This window comes from Actinoplanes sp. NPDC049598 (assembly GCF_040675435.1).
Classification (GTDB): Bacteria; Actinomycetota; Actinomycetes; order Mycobacteriales; family Micromonosporaceae; genus Actinoplanes.
The window spans coordinates 82,849-101,463 of sequence record NZ_JBFAOX010000028.1 but is presented as its reverse complement, the minus strand read 5'-3'; the positions used below and the strand labels follow the sequence as shown (position 1 = coordinate 101,463).

Below are 18,615 nucleotides of genomic sequence, written 5' to 3'. Positions count from 1 at the left end.
GCAGCTCCGTGATCGCCCGCCGACTTCGGTCCGGCTTCCCCTTGATCTCTCCACCACCGCTACCTTGGCCGCCACAACGACCAGGTCCTCACCGTTGGCTCGCGCGGTCCCGGCCCACTTGGCACGCACCAGCGGTCCCCGGCGGCCTGACCTTGTCCACCTACGATCCCGGACCAGCCATCTGTCCACCCGCCGTGGCGGTGTAGCTGTCCCACACGGCGGGGTCGTGGTAGTGGTTTCGAGCGCCGGTTCTCAGGACTCCGCGCAATGTTGCCAGGTGCTCGGTCTCGGGCGGCAATGGCAGGCGGTTCAGCAACGCAAGGGCTGGCGTCGGCTCGAGGTCGCCGTAGAAGTCGTGATAACTGGCCAGCAGACCTTTGAACAGGGCCGGCTGCAACTCGGGCACAGCCACGACGATCTCGTAGATGTCGGTTTTGTACTCCCAGGGAACCGGGCCTGAGGACTCCAGGACCCGGACGCTCCGGCGGTGCACCGGGCCGGCGGCCAGAACACCCAGGTCCGAGCGAGCCCTGAGCGTACGGACGTCGTCGCCCAACACCGCTGAGAACGAAGACTCCGCTGTCTCCCTGTCCTCGAACCAATCGACCCACAGCGAGTACGACAACTGCTCGCACGGTTCGACGGCCTCCAGGCGCTGCCGGCATGCTGCCCAGAACGCGTCCACGACAGGCGCCTCCTGGTTGGCGACGAACCACCCTAGCTCGCGGGTGACCCAATACTCGTCCAGCAGATCAAGGAGTCCCAGGCCGATACGGAGCCGTTGCATCGGGGTCAGGCGGTCATCAGCCAGCGCCTCGGCCGCATACTCGTGGGCCAGATCGCCGGTGCTCTGCTCATCGTCGGCTTGCTGCCATCGCCCAGGGGCCAAGGGTCTGACGCCCCGCTCAGCGAGCCAGCGAAGTGCCTCGTGCGCCTCCGGTGCGTCCATGCCGGAAGTGTGTCATTGCGCGCCGGCCCGGCGGAGGCGTTCGGCGGCCTGCGCCCGCAGCGCGTCGCCGCCCGCCGGGCTGCCACCGCACAGTGCCATCTCCCGAGCGTTGTATGCCGCCATCCACAGGCTGGCGGCCCACGCGACCTGCAGCTCCTCGACCGTGAACAAGCGGCCTCGAAGGTCTTGATAAGCCCTAAGAAACGCCTCGGAGCTTTCGACCGGTGCCAGCGTGGGCGGCCCGTCACTGGCGAACGATCCGCTCGCCGCCCCCACCAGCGCGGCCTCCGGCTGCCAGGCGAGGCTGTCCCAGTCGTGCACCGCCCACAGCTGCGATCCCTGCCACCGGAGATTCTGCGCCTCGAAGTCGGCATGACCGAGCACGCAGGGCAAGTCGGCCGCCAGCAGCCGTCCCCGCGCCCGCTCAGCCGTCTCGACAATGTGCCCGGACACTCGGCTTTGGTCCCGCCCGTCGAGAGGATCGATCGCCGGCCACACCCCGCGATCAGCGTGGTCCCATCGCACCCAGGGCGGATTCGGCAGCGGCGGCGCGACGGGAACGCCGGCCAGCTGGCTCATCAACCCGGCGTACGCCTCCGCGCAGCGCACGGCGACCTCCGGCGAGTTCCCGCGCAGCATCTCGCCCCCGGCCCGGAGCTCCTCGGCGTGCACAGCCAGCGCTCCTACACGAAAGACCGGCGTGAGCGGCCGCGCACACGGAAACCCGCGCTCGGCCAGCCGAGCCTGCGCCGCAACGCAGGACGAGGCCCGTCCTTCATCGGCGCGCGCCTTGACCACGACGTCTCGCCCACCGGCCAACCGCAGCCCGACCACCATCGACACCTGCTGCGACTGGAACAGCACGCCGGCGGGTTCACCGCCCAGATGCTCAAGACACCAGGCCGGCAACCACTCCGGCAGCGCGTCGCCCAGCACACCCAGGACTGTGCCACAGACCCCACATCGACGGCTCAGGTCCGGGCTTGCGTCTAGTTGGCGTACGTCTACAGTCTGCGACATGGCGAGGAAACTGCCCCTCATGGGTGCCCACGAGATCAGGATGCGCCTGGATCCCCAGCTGAGCAGGCAGCGCGTGTACCAGATCACGAGCCACCGCAACTTCCCCGAGCCGGTCGCCCACCTGGAAGCCGGCAAGGTGTGGCACCGGGACGACGTCGAAGCCTGGATCAAGCGCTACCGCCCCGACCTGCTCGACAAGCCTCGCTCGTAGCGTCGCAGCGCCGTTACGGAGTGACGATCGTGAAGCTGGGGTCGGGCTGGTCGGTGAGGTCGGCGATCATGCTGAAGGTCTTCGGGTCACCCTCGAGCTGTACGCCGTTGGGGCCCGCGCCGGCGAGCAGGCCCAGCAGTTGCGGCTTGGTCAGCGTGATCGTGAGGTCGGCGTCCCGGTTCCGTTTGGTCGGGTGGTGGGTGAGGACGCCGTTGGACAGCTCCATCCGGTAGGTCTCGCCGGTGTCGGTGAAATGCCACCGGATCGAGGCGTTGGTGTCCCAGGCGCGTTTGCCGTCGATGCGGATGGCCAGACTGTCGAAGAGCTGGGTGACGGTCAGGGCGGTGACCATTCCCGCCGAGCTGACCTGGGCGGCCGTGACCGGTCCATCGAGCTCCTGCGCGCCGGTGAGGAAGTTGTTACGCCAGGTGCCGCATTCCGCTCCGTGGCCGAGGCGGGTGAGCACCTCGCCGAGCAGCGTCTTGGCACCCGGGTGGGCGGGGTCGGCGAACACGGCGTGGCTGGCGAGCTCGGCGGCGAAGCGGAGGTCGCCGGAGTCGGCGTACTCCCGGGCCCGGGCCACGGTGACGTCGATGCCGCCGATGACCTCGACGTAGCGGACGGCGGCGGCCTCCGGCGGGTGCTGCCAGAGGTGGGCCGGGTTGCCGTCGTACCAGCCGAGGTAGCGCTGGTAGATCGCCTTGACGTTGTGGCTGACCGAGCCGTAGTAGCCGTGGGTGTGCCAGGCCGCGTCCAGCTCAGGTGGCATCTCGATCATCTCGGCGATCTCGCTGCCGACATAGCCCTGGTTCATCAGCCGCAGGGTCTGGTCGTGCAGGAACGCGTACAGATCGCGCTGTTGCCGCATCAGGGTGACGACGTTGTCCGAGCCCCAGGTCGGCCAGTGGTGCGAGGCGAACGCCACGTCGCTCTCGTCGGTGAACAACTCGATGGCCTCGCTGATGTAGCGGGACCAGCCACGCGCGTCGCGCACCTCGGCGCCGCGCAACGTGAGCACGTTGTGCAGGTTGTGGGTGACGTTCTCGGCCAGGCACAGGGCACGCCGCTGGGGAAAGTGGAAGTTCATCTCGGCCGGCGCCTCGGTCCCGGGCGTGATCTGGAAAACGATCCGTACGCCGTCGAGGGTCTCCTCCTGCCCGGTGTGGGTGATGTCCAGGGTGGGGGCGATCAGGCCGACCGCGCCCATCGACGTCCCCGGGCCGAGCCCGACACCGAGCGTGCCGGTCGCGCTCACCGGCAGAGCCATCCCGGTGTGGTACATCCCGCGGCGCAACATCGCGGTTCCGGCGTAGACGTTCTCCGACACCGCATGCTCAAGGAACCCGGCCGGCGCAACGATCGGCACGTCGGTGTCCGCGTCGACCACGCCGAGCACGCCGCCGAAGTGATCGATGTGCGAGTGCGTGTAGATCACCGCCCGTACGGGCCGATCGCCGCGATGCTCCCGGTAGAGCGCCAGCCCCGCCGCCGACACCTCGGCCGACACGGCCGGATCGATCACGATCACGCCGGCATCGCCCTCGACGATGGTCATGTTCGACAGGTCGATACCGCGCAGCTGGTAGATGCCCTCGGTCACCTCGAACAGACCCTGGATCGCCGTCAGCTGACTCTGCCGCCACAGACTCGGATCAACCGTCCCCGGGCAGTCCCCAGCCGTAGCCGCGGCGTAGATGTCGGCGTCATAGACCACGCGCCCGTCCGCCGCCTTGATCACCCCAGGTTCGAGACGCGCCACCAGCCCTCGCTCAGCGTCGTCAAAATCGGCGCGGTCGTTCAAATCCGCAGGCACGATCGCGTCTCCCAACCTAGGCAAACGGCTCAGCCCCGATGCTTACGACCAGCCTCGCAACGCACCTCACCCTGAACGGATGAGGGCCGGCAGGCCGGGTCGGCGATGCTCAGGCGTTGACGGTTGTCGGGATGTCGGCGCCGTAGTGCTTGGCGTAGCCGTTCTCGACGCCTACCAGGATTTCGGCGATCTCGAGGTAGTGGTCCCGGAACGGCGTCTCGCGCAACGCCTCGACGACCAATTGGAAAGCCTCGTGGTCGCGGGCCTCCAGACCCAGATGTCGGTTACGCAGGCCGTGTAGAACTCGGTGTCAAAGTAGCGCCAACGTACGTCCTGTCGGGGCTCTAGTCGAGGCCCTTGCGGCCGGGTGTCCAGAACGGTTTCGTGAGCACCGAGCGGCGCGGCCAGCGTCGCTCGGCGACCAAGTGGGTCCGGATGGCAGCGATGGTCTTGGCCTCCCCGGCGAGATACGCCACGCCCGGGACGGACGGGAGGGGCAGCGCGCGGACCGCTTCGAGCAGGCCGGCCGACTCCGCTGCCGGGGCGTCACCGCGGTAGGTCCAGGTGAGCTCGCCGGCCCGGGGAAAGTCGACACGCTCATCCGGGGTGGCCACCTCGACAACTCCGTGCACGCCCGCGTCAGGCTTTGCCGCGCCGAGGATCGCGGCGAAAGCGACCTGTGCGGTCTCCTCGCCGGCGACGAGGTGGTAAGGCGCGTCCGGCTGGACCACGAAGCGGCCGGAAGGACCCATGAACGTCACGGGATCGCCCGCGGCGACGGTACGGCTCCAGTCCAGGCCGGGGGTGCTCTCGTCGCTCGGTTGGTAGATCCACAGGTCGAGCCATTGCTCGCGGATGTTGACGTCGGCGACCGTGTAGGTGCGCAGCACCATGCCGTCCTCGCGGACCTTCACCCGGATGTGCTGACCCGGCCTGACCTGCGAGATCCGCGGGCCGCCGAGCCGTACTCGCAGGATCCTCGGCCGAAGCCGCTCGACCTCGGTCGCAGTGACGTGACGCAGCATCAGGAGCCGGTCGGCGATCCCCCTCTTCGGGGACTCAGTGATCATGGGTCCCGACGCTAGGGTGACCTGAATGCGCATGGGAGACATTCAATACCCCGCACCGGCCAGCTCGCCGATCCTCACGATCGAGCGCGGATCGTCGTACGACAACGAGCAGCCGGACATCCGCGAGACCCACACCCACGACGGACCCGAGTTCCTGTGGACGACCACCGCGACGGTAACGGTGACGACCGAGTCCCGCGACTGGCTGCTGCCGCCCGGATACGGGATCTGGATCCCCGCCCACGTCCCGCACGCGGGCGCCGTCCGGCATCCCGGCGAGGGCGGTCTCATGGCCATGGACCCCGGGCGGTGCCCCATCACCTGGACCTCGGTCACGGGGGTACGGGTGACCCCGCTGCTGCGCGAGCTACTGGCCTACGTCCTCGACGCGGACCCAGCCGATCCAACCCGGCCGGCGGCCGAGTCGCTGATGCTCCGCCTGATCACCCCGTGCCCGGCCCACGACATCGCGATCACGATCCCCACCGACCAGCGCCTGCGGACAATCGCCGAACGGCTCCTGACGGACCCGTCCGACCAGCGGGAACTGGCAGACTGGGCCGACCTCGCCCACGCCAGCGTACGGACGCTGACCCGACTGTTCCGTTCCGAGACGGGCCTGAGCTTCGCCGAGTGGCGCACCCGGGTGCGGATCCGCGCCGCGATCCAAAAGCTCTCGACGGGCACGCCAGTCGGGGTCACGGCCCGGCAGGTCGGCTACCGAAAGACGAGCGCATTCATCGCGGTCTTCCATCGGGCAACCGGCCAGACGCCTGGTACCTACCTCACCGCCAAGCCCCAGCCCGGGGTGAAGCGAGACGGTGCAGAACCCTTCTCCGCATGAGCGGTGCGTAGGAGCCGGCGCGGTGCTCGCCACAGCGTTGTGCTTCATCCTGCGCCGACGGTTACCGCCGGCTCCGTCAGGGAACCTCGAGGAGATGAGTACATACCCTGATCCCGCCTGGCACGGCGACGTCTACCCCTCTGAGGAGGAGATCGATCCGGCCGGCACCGAAGGCCCGGTCGGGGCGTACGCCAGCCGGCCCGGCCCCCTACCCTCCTCCGCGCCTGAATCGCCGCCCATCCCCGGATCGGCAGGCCGGGGCGCCACCACCGCCAACTCGATTGTCAGCCGCCGCTCGGATGGATCGATTGAGGTGGTCACCGACCTCGACGGTGACGGCATAGCCGACGTGGTGCAGCTCGACCTCGACGGTGACGGGGTGCCCGAGCTCACCTACCTCGACACAGACCGCGACGGGCAGCTCGACACCGTGCTGCGCACCCCGAACCACTGACAGCACGGTGCTGCGCCGAATATCCTCCCGGAGTCCCCTGGCTGGCCGAGCCGATCAGCTTGCTACTCAACCCGTGCTGGTGCCGCTCATCAAGCGGCGCCTGACCGGGGTTTCTGTCAGACCCCGGGCGTAGCGTCCGGGCCATGACATTGTCGAGAGAGGAACGCGAGACGTTTCTGGCCGAGCCGCACATCGGCGCCCTGTCGGTGGTCGAGCAGCCTGATCAGGCGCCGCTGACTGTCCCGATCTGGTACCAGTACGAGCCAGGTGGCGAGTTATGGATTGCCACGGGGCCGGAGGCGCGTAAGACCCAGGCGATCCGCAGGGTGGGCGACTTCGGCTTGATGGTGCAACGCAGTGCTCCGACGACCAGGTACGTATCGGTGCGAGGACCAGTGGTGCGCATCGAGCCGGGTTCACCTGAACGGTCGCGGGAACTGGCACAGCGCTACATCCCGGCCGCGAGGGTGGAAGAGTACTTGGACTTCGAACGGACGCACATAGGCGCCCAAGTCATCATCCACATGCGTCCCGAACGCTGGCTGTCGTCGGACCTCGGACCAGAATGGTGAATGACATGCCCGTGGTCGGCATGACCACCGATCCCGCGCGACCGGCCTGGAATGGCCGACCAGCCCACCACCCAGCGGGGCCTGCGTGACTGAATCTGCGGCCCCGACCACAGCGCGGCAGCGAACACCGACCGATCCCCACCGCGAGGGGACCGCGCCTCCCGCGCCGCGCACTCACAGGCCGGTGACCAACCTCGTGACCGCCACCTGACACCAGGCAAGGCTGTGGGGATGGGGTGACCACTCGCGGCATAAAACGCTCCCCAGTCAGCCGCGAGTGGTCACCCCATCCGCACAGCCGTCCCCCGAGTAAGAAAGCCCAACCTACGGCCGTGACAGAACCGCCGAGCACCCTGACAGGCAGCGGCCTAAGCGGTGAACCGGCTGGACCCCAAAATCTTCGTGATCGAGACCTCGATGACCACCCGCTGCGGATTGGGCCGCGGCGTCCGGTAGCGGACCGCATAGCGCTTCTCCGCCTCCGACACCGCATCCGGCTCGTCGCGGACGACGGCCAACCCTTCGACGGTCGTCCAGCGGGGCCCCTCCACCTGGCAGATCGCCACCCGCTGCTGCCCGCCCCGGACGTGCTTCACGTGGGCGGAGATCGACGACGAGATCACCCGGGCCAGCCCGTTCGCCGGGTCCAGCGTCGCCCCCACCGCCACCACGTGCGGTGACCCGTCCGCTCGCAGCGTGGTCAGCGTGCACAGGTGCCGCTCGGTCCAGAAGTCCAGCAATTCCTGGTTGTCCAGGGACACGCGCCCGCTCAACGGGAACCCTCTCTCACACTGTCTCGGCCGGAAGCCGGCCTTGCCGGACCGCCGCGGACAACGCCGCGTGGTCGCTTTCCACCTGGTCGGCGTAGGCGCGCGAGAAGCGGCACATCGCCTCGGCCAGTTTTCCGCTGCCGCCGATGTACCCCGCGATCATCGATGCGCCACTTGTGCGGGCGTGTGACTTTGCCAGCAGGTAGCCGCAGATCCCGGCGTAGTCCGCGAGCGCCCCCGCGTCGATGCCTTCGACGACGATCGCGCCTTTCATGTCGCGGAACTGCCGCACGTAGAACTGTGTGTCCCCGACCGTCGTCCAGCCCAACAGCGGGTCAGACACCGTCTGCAGCGCCTGCTGGTACTCGACCACCCGCTGCCCTTGATGTCTGTGCCAGGCCGCGTCGCCGTGCTGGTGGCGGGCGATGACCGACCTTCGGGCCTGTTTGAGCTGCAAGAAGACCACGTCGTCGGGGCTCGAACCTTCACACAGGGCGACGTACGCGCGTAAGCCCACCGACCCGACTCCCACGACCTTGTGCGCGATGTCCACGATGCGGTAGCCGGCCAGGATGCGCGCCCAGTGCGGCGGCAGCGAGTTCAAGTAGCCGTCCAGCGCCTCTGCGAGCAGTTCGCGTTCCTGGTCGCTGGGCCGGGTGATCAGCGGCGGTTCCTCGACGAGCCGGGCCGTCCCGTCGTGCCTCTCGGTGAAGCGGGGCAGCGCGCGGTCGCTGGTGCGGCGCCGGGCTCGGCGGGCCGCCCGTTCGATCTCGGCTCGGAAGCTGTCCCGGGTCGCCGCCGAGCGCAGCTTGTCCACGTCGAGCTGGGCGAAGGAGCGGGCCAGCAGCGGCTGCTCGGCCAGGTGGGCGATCTGCAGTTGATATTCCTCGACGCAGTGTTCGACCGCTGCGGCGCACGCGCTTTCGCGGAAGCCGTTCTGCCGGCCGGCCACGTACACGCTGACTGCGAGCCGCCGGAGATCCCATTCCCAGGCGCCCGGGTGGGCCTCGTCGAAGTCGTTGAGGTCGAAGACCAGCTCGCGTTCCGGCGACGCGTAGAAGCCGAAGTTGCCCAGGTGGGCGTCGCCGCAGATGACCGGGGTGATACCGGTGGAGGGCAGGGCGGCGAAGTCGTCGGCCATCACGTTGGCCGAGCCGCGCAGGTAGGCGTACGGCGAGGAGATCATCCGGCCCACCCGGACCGGGATCAGCCAGGGCTGGCGGCCCTGGTTGGCCGTGATGATCTGGTCGACCGGGTCGGGGCGGCCGGGTGGCGGCGTCCAGAAGGCCATCTCCGAGCGGTGGGCCCGTTCGCGTAGCGAGCGGCCCAGGTCGTAGCGCTCGGCGCGCGGCCGGGCCGGCCGCCGCAGCGACATGAAGCCGTCGTCTTGTGCCACGTCCACCACGACGTGCCCGTTACCCTGTTGCATCACTGGCCAGCCTAGAGGGGCCGGGAATCGCACACTCACCCAGCACAACCCGTCCGGGCGACCAGAAGGTGACGTCCACGGAAACGTCAGTCGAATCAGCGGGCCAGGGTCAGCCCGAAGGATGACGGCGCCACGTCCGGGAAGACCGGCGCCAGCGAGCCGACCCCGCAGCGCTTCTGCAGGATCTCGCCGATCACCGAGCGGTAGTCGGTGGTCGCGGCCAGGTCGCCCGCGACCAGGGCGCCGGGGGACAGGCCGGGCCACTTCGTGAAGACCTTCCCACCCCGTACGCCGCCACCCAGCACCAGCATCGCGTTGCCGTGGCCGTGGTCGACGCCGTGGGACCCGTTCTCGGCCACCCGGCGACCGAACTCGCTGACCGTCAGCAGGGTCACCGACTTCATGCCCTCGTCGCCGAGGTCGGCCGTGAAGGCGGCCAGGGCCAGCGCGAGGTCGGTCAGGTTGTCGTACATCCGCTGGCCCTTGACCCCGGTGCCGAGGCCCTCGTGCATGTCCCAGTCGCCGCAGTCGACCGTGGCCGTGGCCAGGCCGACCTTGGCCTTGATGAGCCGGGCCACGTCCTTCAGCGCGGCGCCGAGCTCGGTGGCCGGGTAGGTGGCAGCCGGGGTGTACGCGGTTGCGCGCAGGGACGTCGTCGCGGTCAGCGCACGGTCGGCGGCGAGGGCCTGTCCGGCCAGCGCGGCCGGCGCGTCGGCGTACATGGCCCGCAGCGCCGCCGCCCGGGGCCGCTTGGCCGATTCGCCGGCCAGCGTGAAGGCGTCGACCGAGGCCATCGAGACGTCCGGCGTCGCGCCCGCGTACAGCCGGTGGGGCATGGCATTGCCGATCGAGACGCCGGCCAGAGGGCCGGAGGCGCCGGTCACGCCGAGCATGCGGTCGAGCCAGCCGGTACGGATCGACGTGCCGGGCGCCGCGTTCTCCATCGCGTCCATGGCGGCGAAGTGGGACCGGGTCGGGTTGGGCTGCCCGACCGCGTGCACCGCGGCCAGCTTGCCGCCCTGCCACAGCGGCAGCAGCGGGGCCAGGGCCGGGTGCAGGCCGAACGTGCCGTCGCCGGCGATGACCTGGCTCTTGGGCACGCCGATGGAGGGCCGGGCCTTGTAGTAGTCGGCGTCGCCGATCGGCACGATGGCCGACAGCCCGTCGAACCCGCCCCGCAGGGAGAGCACGACCAGCGTGTCCCCGGTGTAGCCGGGCGCGGCGTAGGCCATCGTGGTGGACACGCCGGCCACGGCGACGCCCGCGAGGGCGCCCCCGAGCAGGGTGCGGCGGCGGACCTGCTTCTCACGGCAGTCGAAGTCGAACATCTTCACCTCAGCTGGAAGGAGGGCGAGTCGAGGACCAGCGCGATCAGGTACGGCGCGTGGCCCGCGAGCGACTTGTCGGACGCGGTCAGAGGACTGGTCGGCAGCTTGCCCGCGACGCTGAGCACGGCGGCCGTGTGCGCGGCCGGGAGCTTGGCGCCGACGAGGCGTACGGCCAGGGCGTCGACCAGGGCGCCGTAGGTCGCGGGCAGGGTGGGCACGAGCGACTTGAGCAGGTCGGCGGGGCGGGTGAGCTGGCTGGGGTACCACCCGGCGGCCAGGTTGAGGTGGTTGTTGCACTTGAGCAGGAAGCCGGAGGGCGAGGACCAGGCCGCGGCCACGTCGGGATAGCCGTTGGGCGGGGCCCAGCGGAACGGCGCGTTCCCGGCGTTGACCGTGGCGTTGTAGAGCGCGTCGAGCGCCTTGACGCCCGACGCCTCGGGGCCGAGACCCAGCGCGCGGATCGAGGCGATCAGGTCCTCGAACGGCGTGCGGGTCTTGGCGCCGATCGACGCGGCGAACTCGGGCGAGGTGAACAGGGCCCGCAGCACCGGCTTGATCGCCGTGTCGTTGTCGAGGTAGACCTTGGTCAGCTTGGTCACCAGCGAGGCGGGAGCCTCGTCGGCCACGAAGCGCTGGCACAGCTTGACCGCGATGCGCTGCGCGGTGGCCGGGTGCCGGGCCAGGTGGTCGGCGAAGGCCAGGGCGGCCGCCTCGCCGCCGCCCGCGGTCGCGTTGGCGTGCTTGAAGCCGATGATCTCGACCGCGCCGGTGACGTGCTTGGCGCCGTCGTAGACGTAAGTGCCACCAGCGTTGACCGTCAGTCCGGTCAACAGCCGGGCGGCCGCGGCCACGTCGGCCTCGGTGTAGATCAGGCCGACGGTGTGCAGCTCCATCAGCTCGCGGGCGTAGTTCTCGTTCGGGTTGGCCTTGGTCGAGCTGCGGTTGTCGAGGAACGTCAGCATGGCCGGGTGGCGCATCGACGCCTTGAGCATGTCCGCGAAGCGCCCGAACGCGTGCTTGCGCAGCACCTGGGTGTCGTAGTCCATGCGGCTGTCCCAGACGCCGCTCGACGGGGCGGTGACGTGCAGGTGGTTGGCCCAGAAGGCGACCGTGCTCTCGAACAGCTGCCGGTTGCTCCACGCGGCGCGGGCCACGGCGGCCCGGCCCAGCTGCTTGAAGCCGTCGTACGAGTGCTTGGCCAGCTTGGCCCGGACGGTGGCGATGGAGGCGCCGGCCAGCGGCAGCCGCGCGATCAGGCCGTCGCAGGCGCTGTCGCTGATCTTCTCGGGGGTGAGCTGCTGGTCGAGCCAGCCGTCGACGCCCAGCTTGCGGGCCTCGGCCAGCGAGGTCGCGGTCGGGCCGAAGGAGGCGCGCCGGAGCAGGTGCGCGATCTGGTCGTCGCCGAGGAGGGGAGAGGCGGAGGGAGCAGCGGACGCAGAGGCCGGCATGGCAGCGACAACTGCGGTGGCGGCACCGGCGGCGAGAAGCGTGCGTCGGGTCGTCATGCCAAGCCCTTCGGCCCGTACGGACCCCCGAGTCGCGACTGCAACCGTGACTAACGCACCCGCAATCCGCCCGCACCCGTACCGCGCGGCACGAGTCGGACGTACGCTCAGCCCTGTGGATCAGGCTGAATCGGTACGCACCCCGTCCTCCTGGGTCGTCGTCGGTCTCGACAACGGCGGGACCTGCAACAACGCCACCGTGCTGGATGCGACAGGTCAATATCTCGTCGACCATCTGGTGGAGAACCCCAGTCTGGTGACCGAGGGACCGGAATCGGCCATCGAGGCGCTGGCCGAGGCCTTCCACAACATCCTCGAGCTCACCAGCACCCCGCTGACCCTGGTCCGCGCGGTCGGGCTGGACACGCCGGGCCCGGCCAGCGCCACCGGTGTGATCTCGTCCAAGGGCTCGACCAACTTCAACCAGAAGTCGTGGCACGGCTTCGACATCCGGGGCGCCCTCGAGGCCCGCATCGGCCTGCCGGTGTTCTACGCCAACGACGCCAATGCGGCCGCCCTGTATGCGCACTATCGCCTGTTCGGCGCGGAAGCCATGGCCAAGTCCTCGGTGGCCGCGATCGTCGGCACCGGGCTGGGCGGCGGCGTGGTCGAGAACGGCAAGGTGGTCAGCGGCGCGGCCGGCATGGCGGGCGAGCTCGGCCACGTGCAGATCCCGCTGCACGGCGTGCTCGAGGACGACCAGCCGGTGCCTCAATGCAACTGCGGCTTCGAGGGCGATGTGGAGAGTCTCGCCTCGCTCACCGGCATCAAGAAGAACCTGCTGCCGTACTGGCTGACCAAGTTCCCCGACCACCCCCTGGCGTCCGAGCCCATCCCCAAGGCGGCCAAGCTGCTGCGCGGCTACGGCGAGAAGGACGACCCGCTGGCCCTGGCGGTGTTCGGTCAGCAGGCCAAGGCGATCGGCAAGCTGTTCACCATCGCCGCCAACTTCACCGACCCCGACGCGTACCTGCTGGGTGGTGGCGTCGTGGAGGCCGCGCCGCGCTTCCGGCAGTGGTTCCTCAACGCCGTCCGCGAGAGCACCGAGCTGCGAGCCGAGCAGCAGGCCGCCGCCCAGTTCGCCCTGGTCGCCGACCTCGACATGGCCGGCGCCCGCGGCGCGGCGGTCGCGGCGCTGGAGTCGGTGAGGGGAGCATAGGTCTGTAAGTCCGTCGTCAGGACGCCAAAAGGTCGAAGTGGAAGCCGACAACGAACATGGCGAACGCCGCATATCGCAGCGCGTGGCCCGGATTTGCGTTGTTGAGAGTCCACTCCAATCCTTTGCTGGCGCCGATGACTGTCGCCAGATATAGCGATGAAATCAGACTGAGAGCGATGACGAGGGATGCCGCCAGCGCGACGAAAGTCACTACGCCGGCCGCTATTGCTATCAGCGCACCGATCAAAATCAGATAGTCACTGCCCTCGTTGGTGAGCAATCCCTTCTCCCACCATGACATCCTCTCGTAGTCAGGTAATCCGAACTTGACATAGCCTGCGGCGTAGACCGTCAGGAGCCCGGCCGCGCTCAGCAGCCAGCCGACGCGCGGAATCAGGGCCAGGACTACGGACGCCGCAATGATCAAAGCACCCCAGAATGCGAATTCCCTGTCCCACTTCAGGACGGTGACCTGCATCCAATAGAACGGCAGGCCGAATCCGAAAAGCCATGCGGGCGCGGCGGCCAGCCATACCACCGTCCTTTGCGCTGAGGAGAACTGCTTGCGCACTCGGGAAGGTAGCGCGCGCAGGGATATGCGCGTCAGCCTTTCCTTGGCGTGCTCGCCGACGTTCTTCAAACGCGTCGGCCCCGCGAGATCGAGGATGACGGTCATGCCGGCGGCGAATTGGAACAATTTTCCCAATCTGCCCCACCATACGATGTTATAGCCGCAAAGCACTGCGGAATTCATCTCGGCGCCTGTGCGCCACAAGGCCACAGCGTCCCACCAGTCGCCCCAGAAATCGGTGACGCACATGCTCTTCACGGTAGTCATGCGGTGACACCGTGGGGGTCCGTGCTGTCGACACGTCTGTTAAGGGTTATCGACACGCATAGATATTGATCGTCGTCTTCAGTAACGTCCTGAAGGCCATCCGTGACGGGGGTCATGGAGGCGCTGAAGGGGGAACTGAATGCGACGAAGCATCGCCGCCCTGTCCGCGACCGCGCTCGGCCTGGCGCTCATCACGCCGGGGGCGGCCCAAGCCGAACCGAAGCCCGACGACCTGTCCGCGGCTGACAAGGCCTCGCTTGCGGCGGGCGTCGGGATCGTGCCCAAGGCGCCTTATGGGGCCAAGCCCAAGGGCGTGAACCCGTACCTGGCCGAGGTGACCGACGCGGCCGCGGTCGACTACTCGGGCTGGGCCAACTATCTCAAGACCCAGTCCAAAGCCAAACAGCAGCAGCGATCGAAGTCCCTCGCGGCTTCCTCGGCCAAGGCCGCCACCCCGGCCGTGGTGGTCGACGAGGACGAGATCGACGGCACCTCCGGGGCCAACGACATCCCGGTCAACGCCCAGCGGATCAACGGCTACGGTACGGGTTCCGGGCAGTACCCGAACATCCGCATCCTCGGCAGCCTGGACAACGAGGCCGTGACCACGCCCACCGTGGCCGCGCCGCCCGAGGACAACGGCTCGATCCCGCTGGCCGGGGACACCGGCATCGGCGCCGGCCGCAGCGGCGCCACCATCAGCTCGGAGATCGGCGACGGCCCGCACGGGCGTCAGACCGGTGACGGCAGCAACGACTTCGACTTCTACAAGATCACCGCGACGGCCGGGAAGGTGCTGACCCTCTCCACCGCCACCCCGACCGGGCCGCTGGACACCGTGCTCCAGCTGTTCGCGGCCGACGGCACCCTGCTCGCCACCAACGACGACTTCACCGGGCTGGACAGCCGGATCAGCTACCGGGTGACCACCGCCGGCGACTTCTACCTGGCGGTGGCCGCGTACGGCGGTCTGACGGCCGATCCGTTCGACTCCGGCAGCGGCGGCGGGATCGGCGACCCGACGCCGCCCACCGAGGGCCCGTACACCCTGACTTTGACCTCGGGCGGGGTCGACCAGGACTTCTTCGCGGTCAAGCTCAAGGCGGGCGACGTCGTCGGCGCCTCGGTCAAGGGCTCGGCGACCTACCTGACCGTGTACGACACGGTGCCGCGCGAGGTGCACGGCTCCGACCAGGACGCGTCGTACATCTACCCGGTCGACTCGCCGCTGCCGGCCGGTGGCAACGCGGTCACCGACTACGTGGCGACCAAGGCCGGCTGGCACTACGTCGGCGTGGCCAGCGGCTCCGGCGCGTACGACATCACGGTCGAGGCCTATCGGCCGGTCCTGCAGGGGGCCAAGCCGGTGCAGACGCTCTACCTGGACTTCGACGGAGCGCGGGTGAACACCGGCGTCTTCGGCGGGCCGGGCAACCGCGACCTGACGGCCTTCTCGGCGTTCCTGACCAGCTGGGGCCTGACCCGGGCGGACGAGGACGCGGTGATCGACGCCGTCGTGGCCGGGGTGACCGAGAACATCAAGACCGATCTCGAGCAGAGCGGCCTGAACAGCCGCTTCAAGATCAAGATCGCCGACAGCAAGGACAACGCCGACGTCTGGGGCAAGGCGAACGTCAGCCGGGTCGTGGTCGGCGGCACCATCGAGGAGTCCGGCGTCGACACGATCGGCATCGCCCAGAGCATCGACCCGGGCAACTTCGAGACCGAGGAGACCGCGCTCGTGCTGCTGGACGTGCTCAGCGCGCCGGCCGGTGACTCGGCGGCCTCGCTGAACACGTACCTCACACCGCAGAGCGACCGGATCCGCTTCGTCGCCCAGGCGCTGAGCAACGTGATCTCGCACGAGGCCGGCCACTTCTTCGGCGACTTCCACACCGACAACCAGAACACCGTCGCCAACCTGCAGGACGCGGGCGGCACCGGCTTCGCCACGCTGTTCGGCGTGGGCCCGGACAACGTCGGCGGCACCGCCGACGACGTCGACGTCGACTTCGGCGACGACGCCTTCTCGCCCGCCGAGGGCTTCGTGGGCACCGAGGACACCCTCGGCCGCATCGTCTTCGGCGTGACCAGCTAGATCGAACCGGGCGTGGAGGTCACTCCTTGAGAGCGGCCTCCACGTCCGGGTACAGCGCCAGGTAGTCGGTCAGGCCCAGGGTGTCGAACAGGCGCCGGAGGAACCCCGAGGGAGCGGCCAGCCTCACCCAGCCGTCGCGCTCGGAGGCCCGGGCGTGCGCGCTGACCAGCACGCCGACCCCCATGGAGTCGCAGAAGTCGAGGCCGGCCACGTCCACCACGACCCGGGGCGAGGGGCGTTCGACGAGCCGGTTGAGGTTCGCCTTGAGAGCGGGCGCGGTGTCGATGTCAAGGGAACCGCGGAGGGCGAGCACAGCCGTGTTCGGAGGGTAGTGCGCGACCGAGACCTGCATGGGGGGTGTCGCTTTCGGTGGGGCTTCGATGGAAGTCCCAGCCTAGGGGAGAGGGCGGCAATGGCCGAATCGGCTACCGGGCAGTAGCTTGTTGCCATGGCCAACAAAGGTGATCTCGTCGAGGACTTCGAGCTGCCGGACCAGGACGGGACGCCGCGCCGGCTGAGCGCCCTGCTCGCCGGCGGGCCGGTCGTTTTGTTCTTCTACCCGGCCGCGCTCAGCAGCGGTTGCACCGCCGAGGCCTGCAACTTCCGCGATCTTGCCGCGGAATTCCGGTCGATAAACGCGCAACGGGTCGGCATCAGCCGGGATAAAGTCGCGAAACAAAAGGAATTTTCGGACAAGTACGACTTCGACTACCCGCTGCTCAGCGACCCCGACAACATCGTGGCCACAAAGCTCGGCGTGAAGCGCAAACTGCCCCTGGGCCCGCTCAGCACGAAGCGGATGACGTTCGTGATCGACACCGACCGGACGATCCTCGAAGTGATCCATTCTGAGACGAACATGAACGACCACGCCGCGAGAGCCTTGGAAGCTCTCGCGGCGCGTACAGCCAGGGACTAGATGTTGTTCTTCCAGGCGCGGCCGGAGCGGCCGATGAGGCGGTCGGCGTCGGCCGGGCCCCAGGAGGCCGCCTCGTAGGTCGGGATCGGCGAGTGGTCGTTGGCCCAGTGCTCGATGATCGGGTCGACGACCCGCCACGACTGCTCGACCTCGTCGGCCCGGATGAACAGCGTGGGGTCGCCGACCAGGGCGTCGAGCAGCAGGCGCTCGTACGCCTCGGGCGACTCCTCGGCGAAGGTCTGCTCGTACGAGAAGTCCATGCTCGCCGTGCGGACCCGGAACGAGTGGCCCGGCACCTTGGCCCCGAAGCGCAGCGAGATGCCCTCGTTGGGCTGGATGCGCAGGATGAGCGCGTCCGCCTCGAGGTCGGTCAGCTGGTTGGCCGGGATCGGCAGGTGCGGCGGCCGCTGGAACTGCAGGGCGACCTCGGTCACCCGGGCCGGCAGGCGCTTGCCGGTACGCACGTAGAACGGCACCCCCGCCCAGCGCCAGTTGTCGACGTTGAGCCGCATGGCCGCGTACGTCTCGGTCCGCGACAGCGGGTCGACGCCGGTCTCCTCGCGGTAGCCGGCCATCAGCTCCTCGCGGGTGCCGCCCCGGGTGTACTGGCCGCGCACGGCCAGGTCGGCGATGTCGCGGTTGGTGGGCAGCCGGATCGCCTGCAGCAGCTTGGCCTTCTCGTTGCGCAGGCCCTCGGCCTCGAACGACGCCGGCGGCTCCATGAGGGCGAGCGCGAGCACCTGGAGCACGTGGTTCTGCACGATGTCGCGCATGGCGCCGGCGTGCTCGTAGAAGCCGCCGCGGGTGCCGACGCCGAGCGTCTCGGCCACCGTGATCTGCACGTGGTCGACCCAGGAGCGGTCCCAGATCGGCTGGAAGATCGAGTTGGCGAAGCGCAGGGCCAGGACGTTCTGGACGGTGTCCTTGCCCAGGTAGTGGTCGATGCGGAAGACCTGGTGCTCGTCGAACGCGCCGTGCACGACAGCGTCGAGCTCGCGGGCGGAGGGCAGGTCCCGGCCGTACGGCTTCTCGATGACCAGCCGCGAGAACGAGCCCTCCCGGGCGTGGTTGAGCCCGGCCCCGGCCAGCCCGTTGATCACGGGCTCGAACGCCTCGGCCGGCGTCGAGAGGTAGAACAGGCGGCTGCCGGCGGTGCCGCGGGTGGCGTCGAGCTCGTCGAGGGTCTCGGCCAGGCGCTTGTACGTCTCCGGGTCGTCGTAGCCGCCCGCCACGTACCGGATGCCCCCGGCCAGCTGGGTCTTGTCGGACAGGGTGCGGCCGTCGAGTGCGCTCTCCGCGAACTGCTCGTCCGACATCGGCGTGCGCGCGACGCCGACCAGGGCGAACTCGCCGGGCAGGCGGTTGTGGCGGGCCAGGCTCTCCACGGCCGGGAGCAGCTTGCGCCGGGTCAGGTCACCCGACGCGCCGAAGATCACCAGCGTGGCGGGGGGAGCGCTGCGCTCCTGGATGAGCTGAGGGGCGTTGTCCATGATTCTGCGAGTCCTTCGACCGTCGGGACCTTCCGGGAGAACCCTACGCAGAGTTGACCCGTCGCGGTTCAGATCCATCCCTCGATGCGACGCGGGATACACCGACAAAGGTGGCAAAATAGGGTGAAGCATCCACCGAGGGGGAT

At 69.1% G+C, this 18,615-nt stretch carries 18 protein-coding genes and 1 pseudogene; 7 read left to right on the top strand and 12 right to left on the bottom strand.

All coding sequences use genetic code 11. The features are described from left to right. Nucleotides 1-160: 160 nt before the first annotated feature. Nucleotides 161-949 carry a hypothetical protein gene (locus AB0J66_RS41140; protein ID WP_364672761.1) on the bottom strand — a complete coding sequence of 263 codons (789 nt, stop codon included), beginning with the start codon at nt 947-949 and terminating at the stop codon, nt 161-163. A 12-nt stretch (nt 950-961) separates the two neighbouring features. Beyond that, entirely contained in the window at nt 962-1,885 is a 924-nt protein-coding gene (locus AB0J66_RS41135; protein ID WP_364672759.1) for a hypothetical protein, read from the bottom strand. 82 nt (nt 1,886-1,967) lie between these two features. Here AB0J66_RS41135 and AB0J66_RS41130 point away from each other — a divergent pair, with 82 nt between their 5' ends. Beyond that, nucleotides 1,968-2,180, top strand: a complete 213-nt coding sequence (locus tag AB0J66_RS41130; RefSeq protein WP_364672758.1) for a DNA-binding protein — start codon at nt 1,968-1,970, stop codon at nt 2,178-2,180. A gap of 13 nt (nt 2,181-2,193) precedes the next feature. Here AB0J66_RS41130 and AB0J66_RS41125 read toward each other — a convergent pair whose 3' ends face one another. The 3 genes and pseudogenes from AB0J66_RS41125 to AB0J66_RS41115 all read right to left on the bottom strand — a co-directional run bounded on the left by AB0J66_RS41125 (nt 2,194) and on the right by AB0J66_RS41115 (nt 5,063). Further along, nucleotides 2,194-3,939: an alkyl sulfatase dimerization domain-containing protein gene (locus AB0J66_RS41125; RefSeq protein WP_364672757.1), complete on the bottom strand. Its 1,746-nt coding sequence runs from the start codon at nt 3,937-3,939 to the stop codon at nt 2,194-2,196. A 163-nt stretch (nt 3,940-4,102) separates the two neighbouring features. Beyond that, nucleotides 4,103-4,272 (bottom strand): annotated as a pseudogene (locus tag AB0J66_RS41120) (darcynin family protein). Between the two features lie 65 nt (nt 4,273-4,337). After that, nucleotides 4,338-5,063, bottom strand: coding sequence for a siderophore-interacting protein (locus AB0J66_RS41115; protein WP_364672756.1), 726 nt, complete (start codon nt 5,061-5,063; stop codon nt 4,338-4,340). Nucleotides 5,064-5,094: 31 nt separating this feature from the next. Here AB0J66_RS41115 and AB0J66_RS41110 point away from each other — a divergent pair, with 31 nt between their 5' ends. The 3 genes from AB0J66_RS41110 to AB0J66_RS41100 all read left to right on the top strand — a co-directional run bounded on the left by AB0J66_RS41110 (nt 5,095) and on the right by AB0J66_RS41100 (nt 6,933). Continuing rightward, complete coding sequence (locus AB0J66_RS41110) at nt 5,095-5,907, top strand: AraC family transcriptional regulator (RefSeq protein ID WP_364672755.1); 813 nt, start codon at nt 5,095-5,097, stop codon at nt 5,905-5,907. Nucleotides 5,908-6,001: 94 nt separating this feature from the next. Continuing rightward, the gene (locus AB0J66_RS41105) at nt 6,002-6,361 is read left to right on the top strand and encodes a hypothetical protein (protein WP_364672754.1); all 360 of its coding nucleotides are present in this window, start codon (nt 6,002-6,004) and stop codon (nt 6,359-6,361) included. A gap of 143 nt (nt 6,362-6,504) precedes the next feature. Then, a complete protein-coding gene (locus AB0J66_RS41100; protein WP_364672752.1) occupies nt 6,505-6,933 on the top strand; it encodes a pyridoxamine 5'-phosphate oxidase family protein in 429 nt (142 codons plus the stop codon). A gap of 368 nt (nt 6,934-7,301) precedes the next feature. Here the strand turns inward: AB0J66_RS41100 and AB0J66_RS41095 are convergent, their stop codons facing one another. From AB0J66_RS41095 to AB0J66_RS41080, 4 genes are all read right to left on the bottom strand, one after another. Beyond that, entirely contained in the window at nt 7,302-7,706 is a 405-nt protein-coding gene (locus AB0J66_RS41095; RefSeq protein ID WP_364672751.1) for a pyridoxamine 5'-phosphate oxidase family protein, read from the bottom strand. A gap of 13 nt (nt 7,707-7,719) precedes the next feature. Continuing rightward, nucleotides 7,720-9,132, bottom strand: a complete 1,413-nt coding sequence (locus tag AB0J66_RS41090) for a DUF2252 domain-containing protein (RefSeq protein ID WP_364672749.1) — start codon at nt 9,130-9,132, stop codon at nt 7,720-7,722. 95 nt (nt 9,133-9,227) lie between these two features. After that, nucleotides 9,228-10,460: a DUF1501 domain-containing protein gene (locus AB0J66_RS41085; RefSeq protein WP_364672748.1), complete on the bottom strand. Its 1,233-nt coding sequence runs from the start codon at nt 10,458-10,460 to the stop codon at nt 9,228-9,230. A gap of 2 nt (nt 10,461-10,462) precedes the next feature. Beyond that, nucleotides 10,463-11,965 carry a DUF1800 domain-containing protein gene (locus AB0J66_RS41080; protein WP_364672747.1) on the bottom strand — a complete coding sequence of 501 codons (1,503 nt, stop codon included), beginning with the start codon at nt 11,963-11,965 and terminating at the stop codon, nt 10,463-10,465. A 115-nt stretch (nt 11,966-12,080) separates the two neighbouring features. Between AB0J66_RS41080 and AB0J66_RS41075 the strand changes: the two genes are divergently transcribed. Further along, on the top strand, nt 12,081-13,124 hold the full coding sequence (locus AB0J66_RS41075; protein WP_364672745.1) for an ROK family protein: 1,044 nt from the start codon (nt 12,081-12,083) through the stop codon (nt 13,122-13,124). 16 nt (nt 13,125-13,140) lie between these two features. Here AB0J66_RS41075 and AB0J66_RS41070 read toward each other — a convergent pair whose 3' ends face one another. Beyond that, nucleotides 13,141-13,962, bottom strand: coding sequence for a hypothetical protein (locus tag AB0J66_RS41070; protein WP_364672743.1), 822 nt, complete (start codon nt 13,960-13,962; stop codon nt 13,141-13,143). A 139-nt stretch (nt 13,963-14,101) separates the two neighbouring features. Here AB0J66_RS41070 and AB0J66_RS41065 point away from each other — a divergent pair, with 139 nt between their 5' ends. Next, the gene (locus tag AB0J66_RS41065) at nt 14,102-16,060 is read left to right on the top strand and encodes a PPC domain-containing protein (protein ID WP_364672742.1); all 1,959 of its coding nucleotides are present in this window, start codon (nt 14,102-14,104) and stop codon (nt 16,058-16,060) included. 19 nt (nt 16,061-16,079) lie between these two features. Here AB0J66_RS41065 and AB0J66_RS41060 read toward each other — a convergent pair whose 3' ends face one another. Then, nucleotides 16,080-16,412, bottom strand: a complete 333-nt coding sequence (locus AB0J66_RS41060) for an STAS domain-containing protein (protein WP_364672740.1) — start codon at nt 16,410-16,412, stop codon at nt 16,080-16,082. Nucleotides 16,413-16,508: 96 nt separating this feature from the next. Here AB0J66_RS41060 and AB0J66_RS41055 point away from each other — a divergent pair, with 96 nt between their 5' ends. After that, complete coding sequence (locus tag AB0J66_RS41055; RefSeq protein WP_364672738.1) at nt 16,509-16,979, top strand: peroxiredoxin; 471 nt, start codon at nt 16,509-16,511, stop codon at nt 16,977-16,979. Here AB0J66_RS41055 and zwf read toward each other — a convergent pair. Further along, nucleotides 16,976-18,469, bottom strand: coding sequence for a glucose-6-phosphate dehydrogenase (zwf, locus tag AB0J66_RS41050; RefSeq protein WP_364672736.1), 1,494 nt, complete (start codon nt 18,467-18,469; stop codon nt 16,976-16,978). The genes AB0J66_RS41055 and zwf overlap by 4 nt on opposite strands. Nucleotides 18,470-18,615 lie beyond the last annotated feature (146 nt).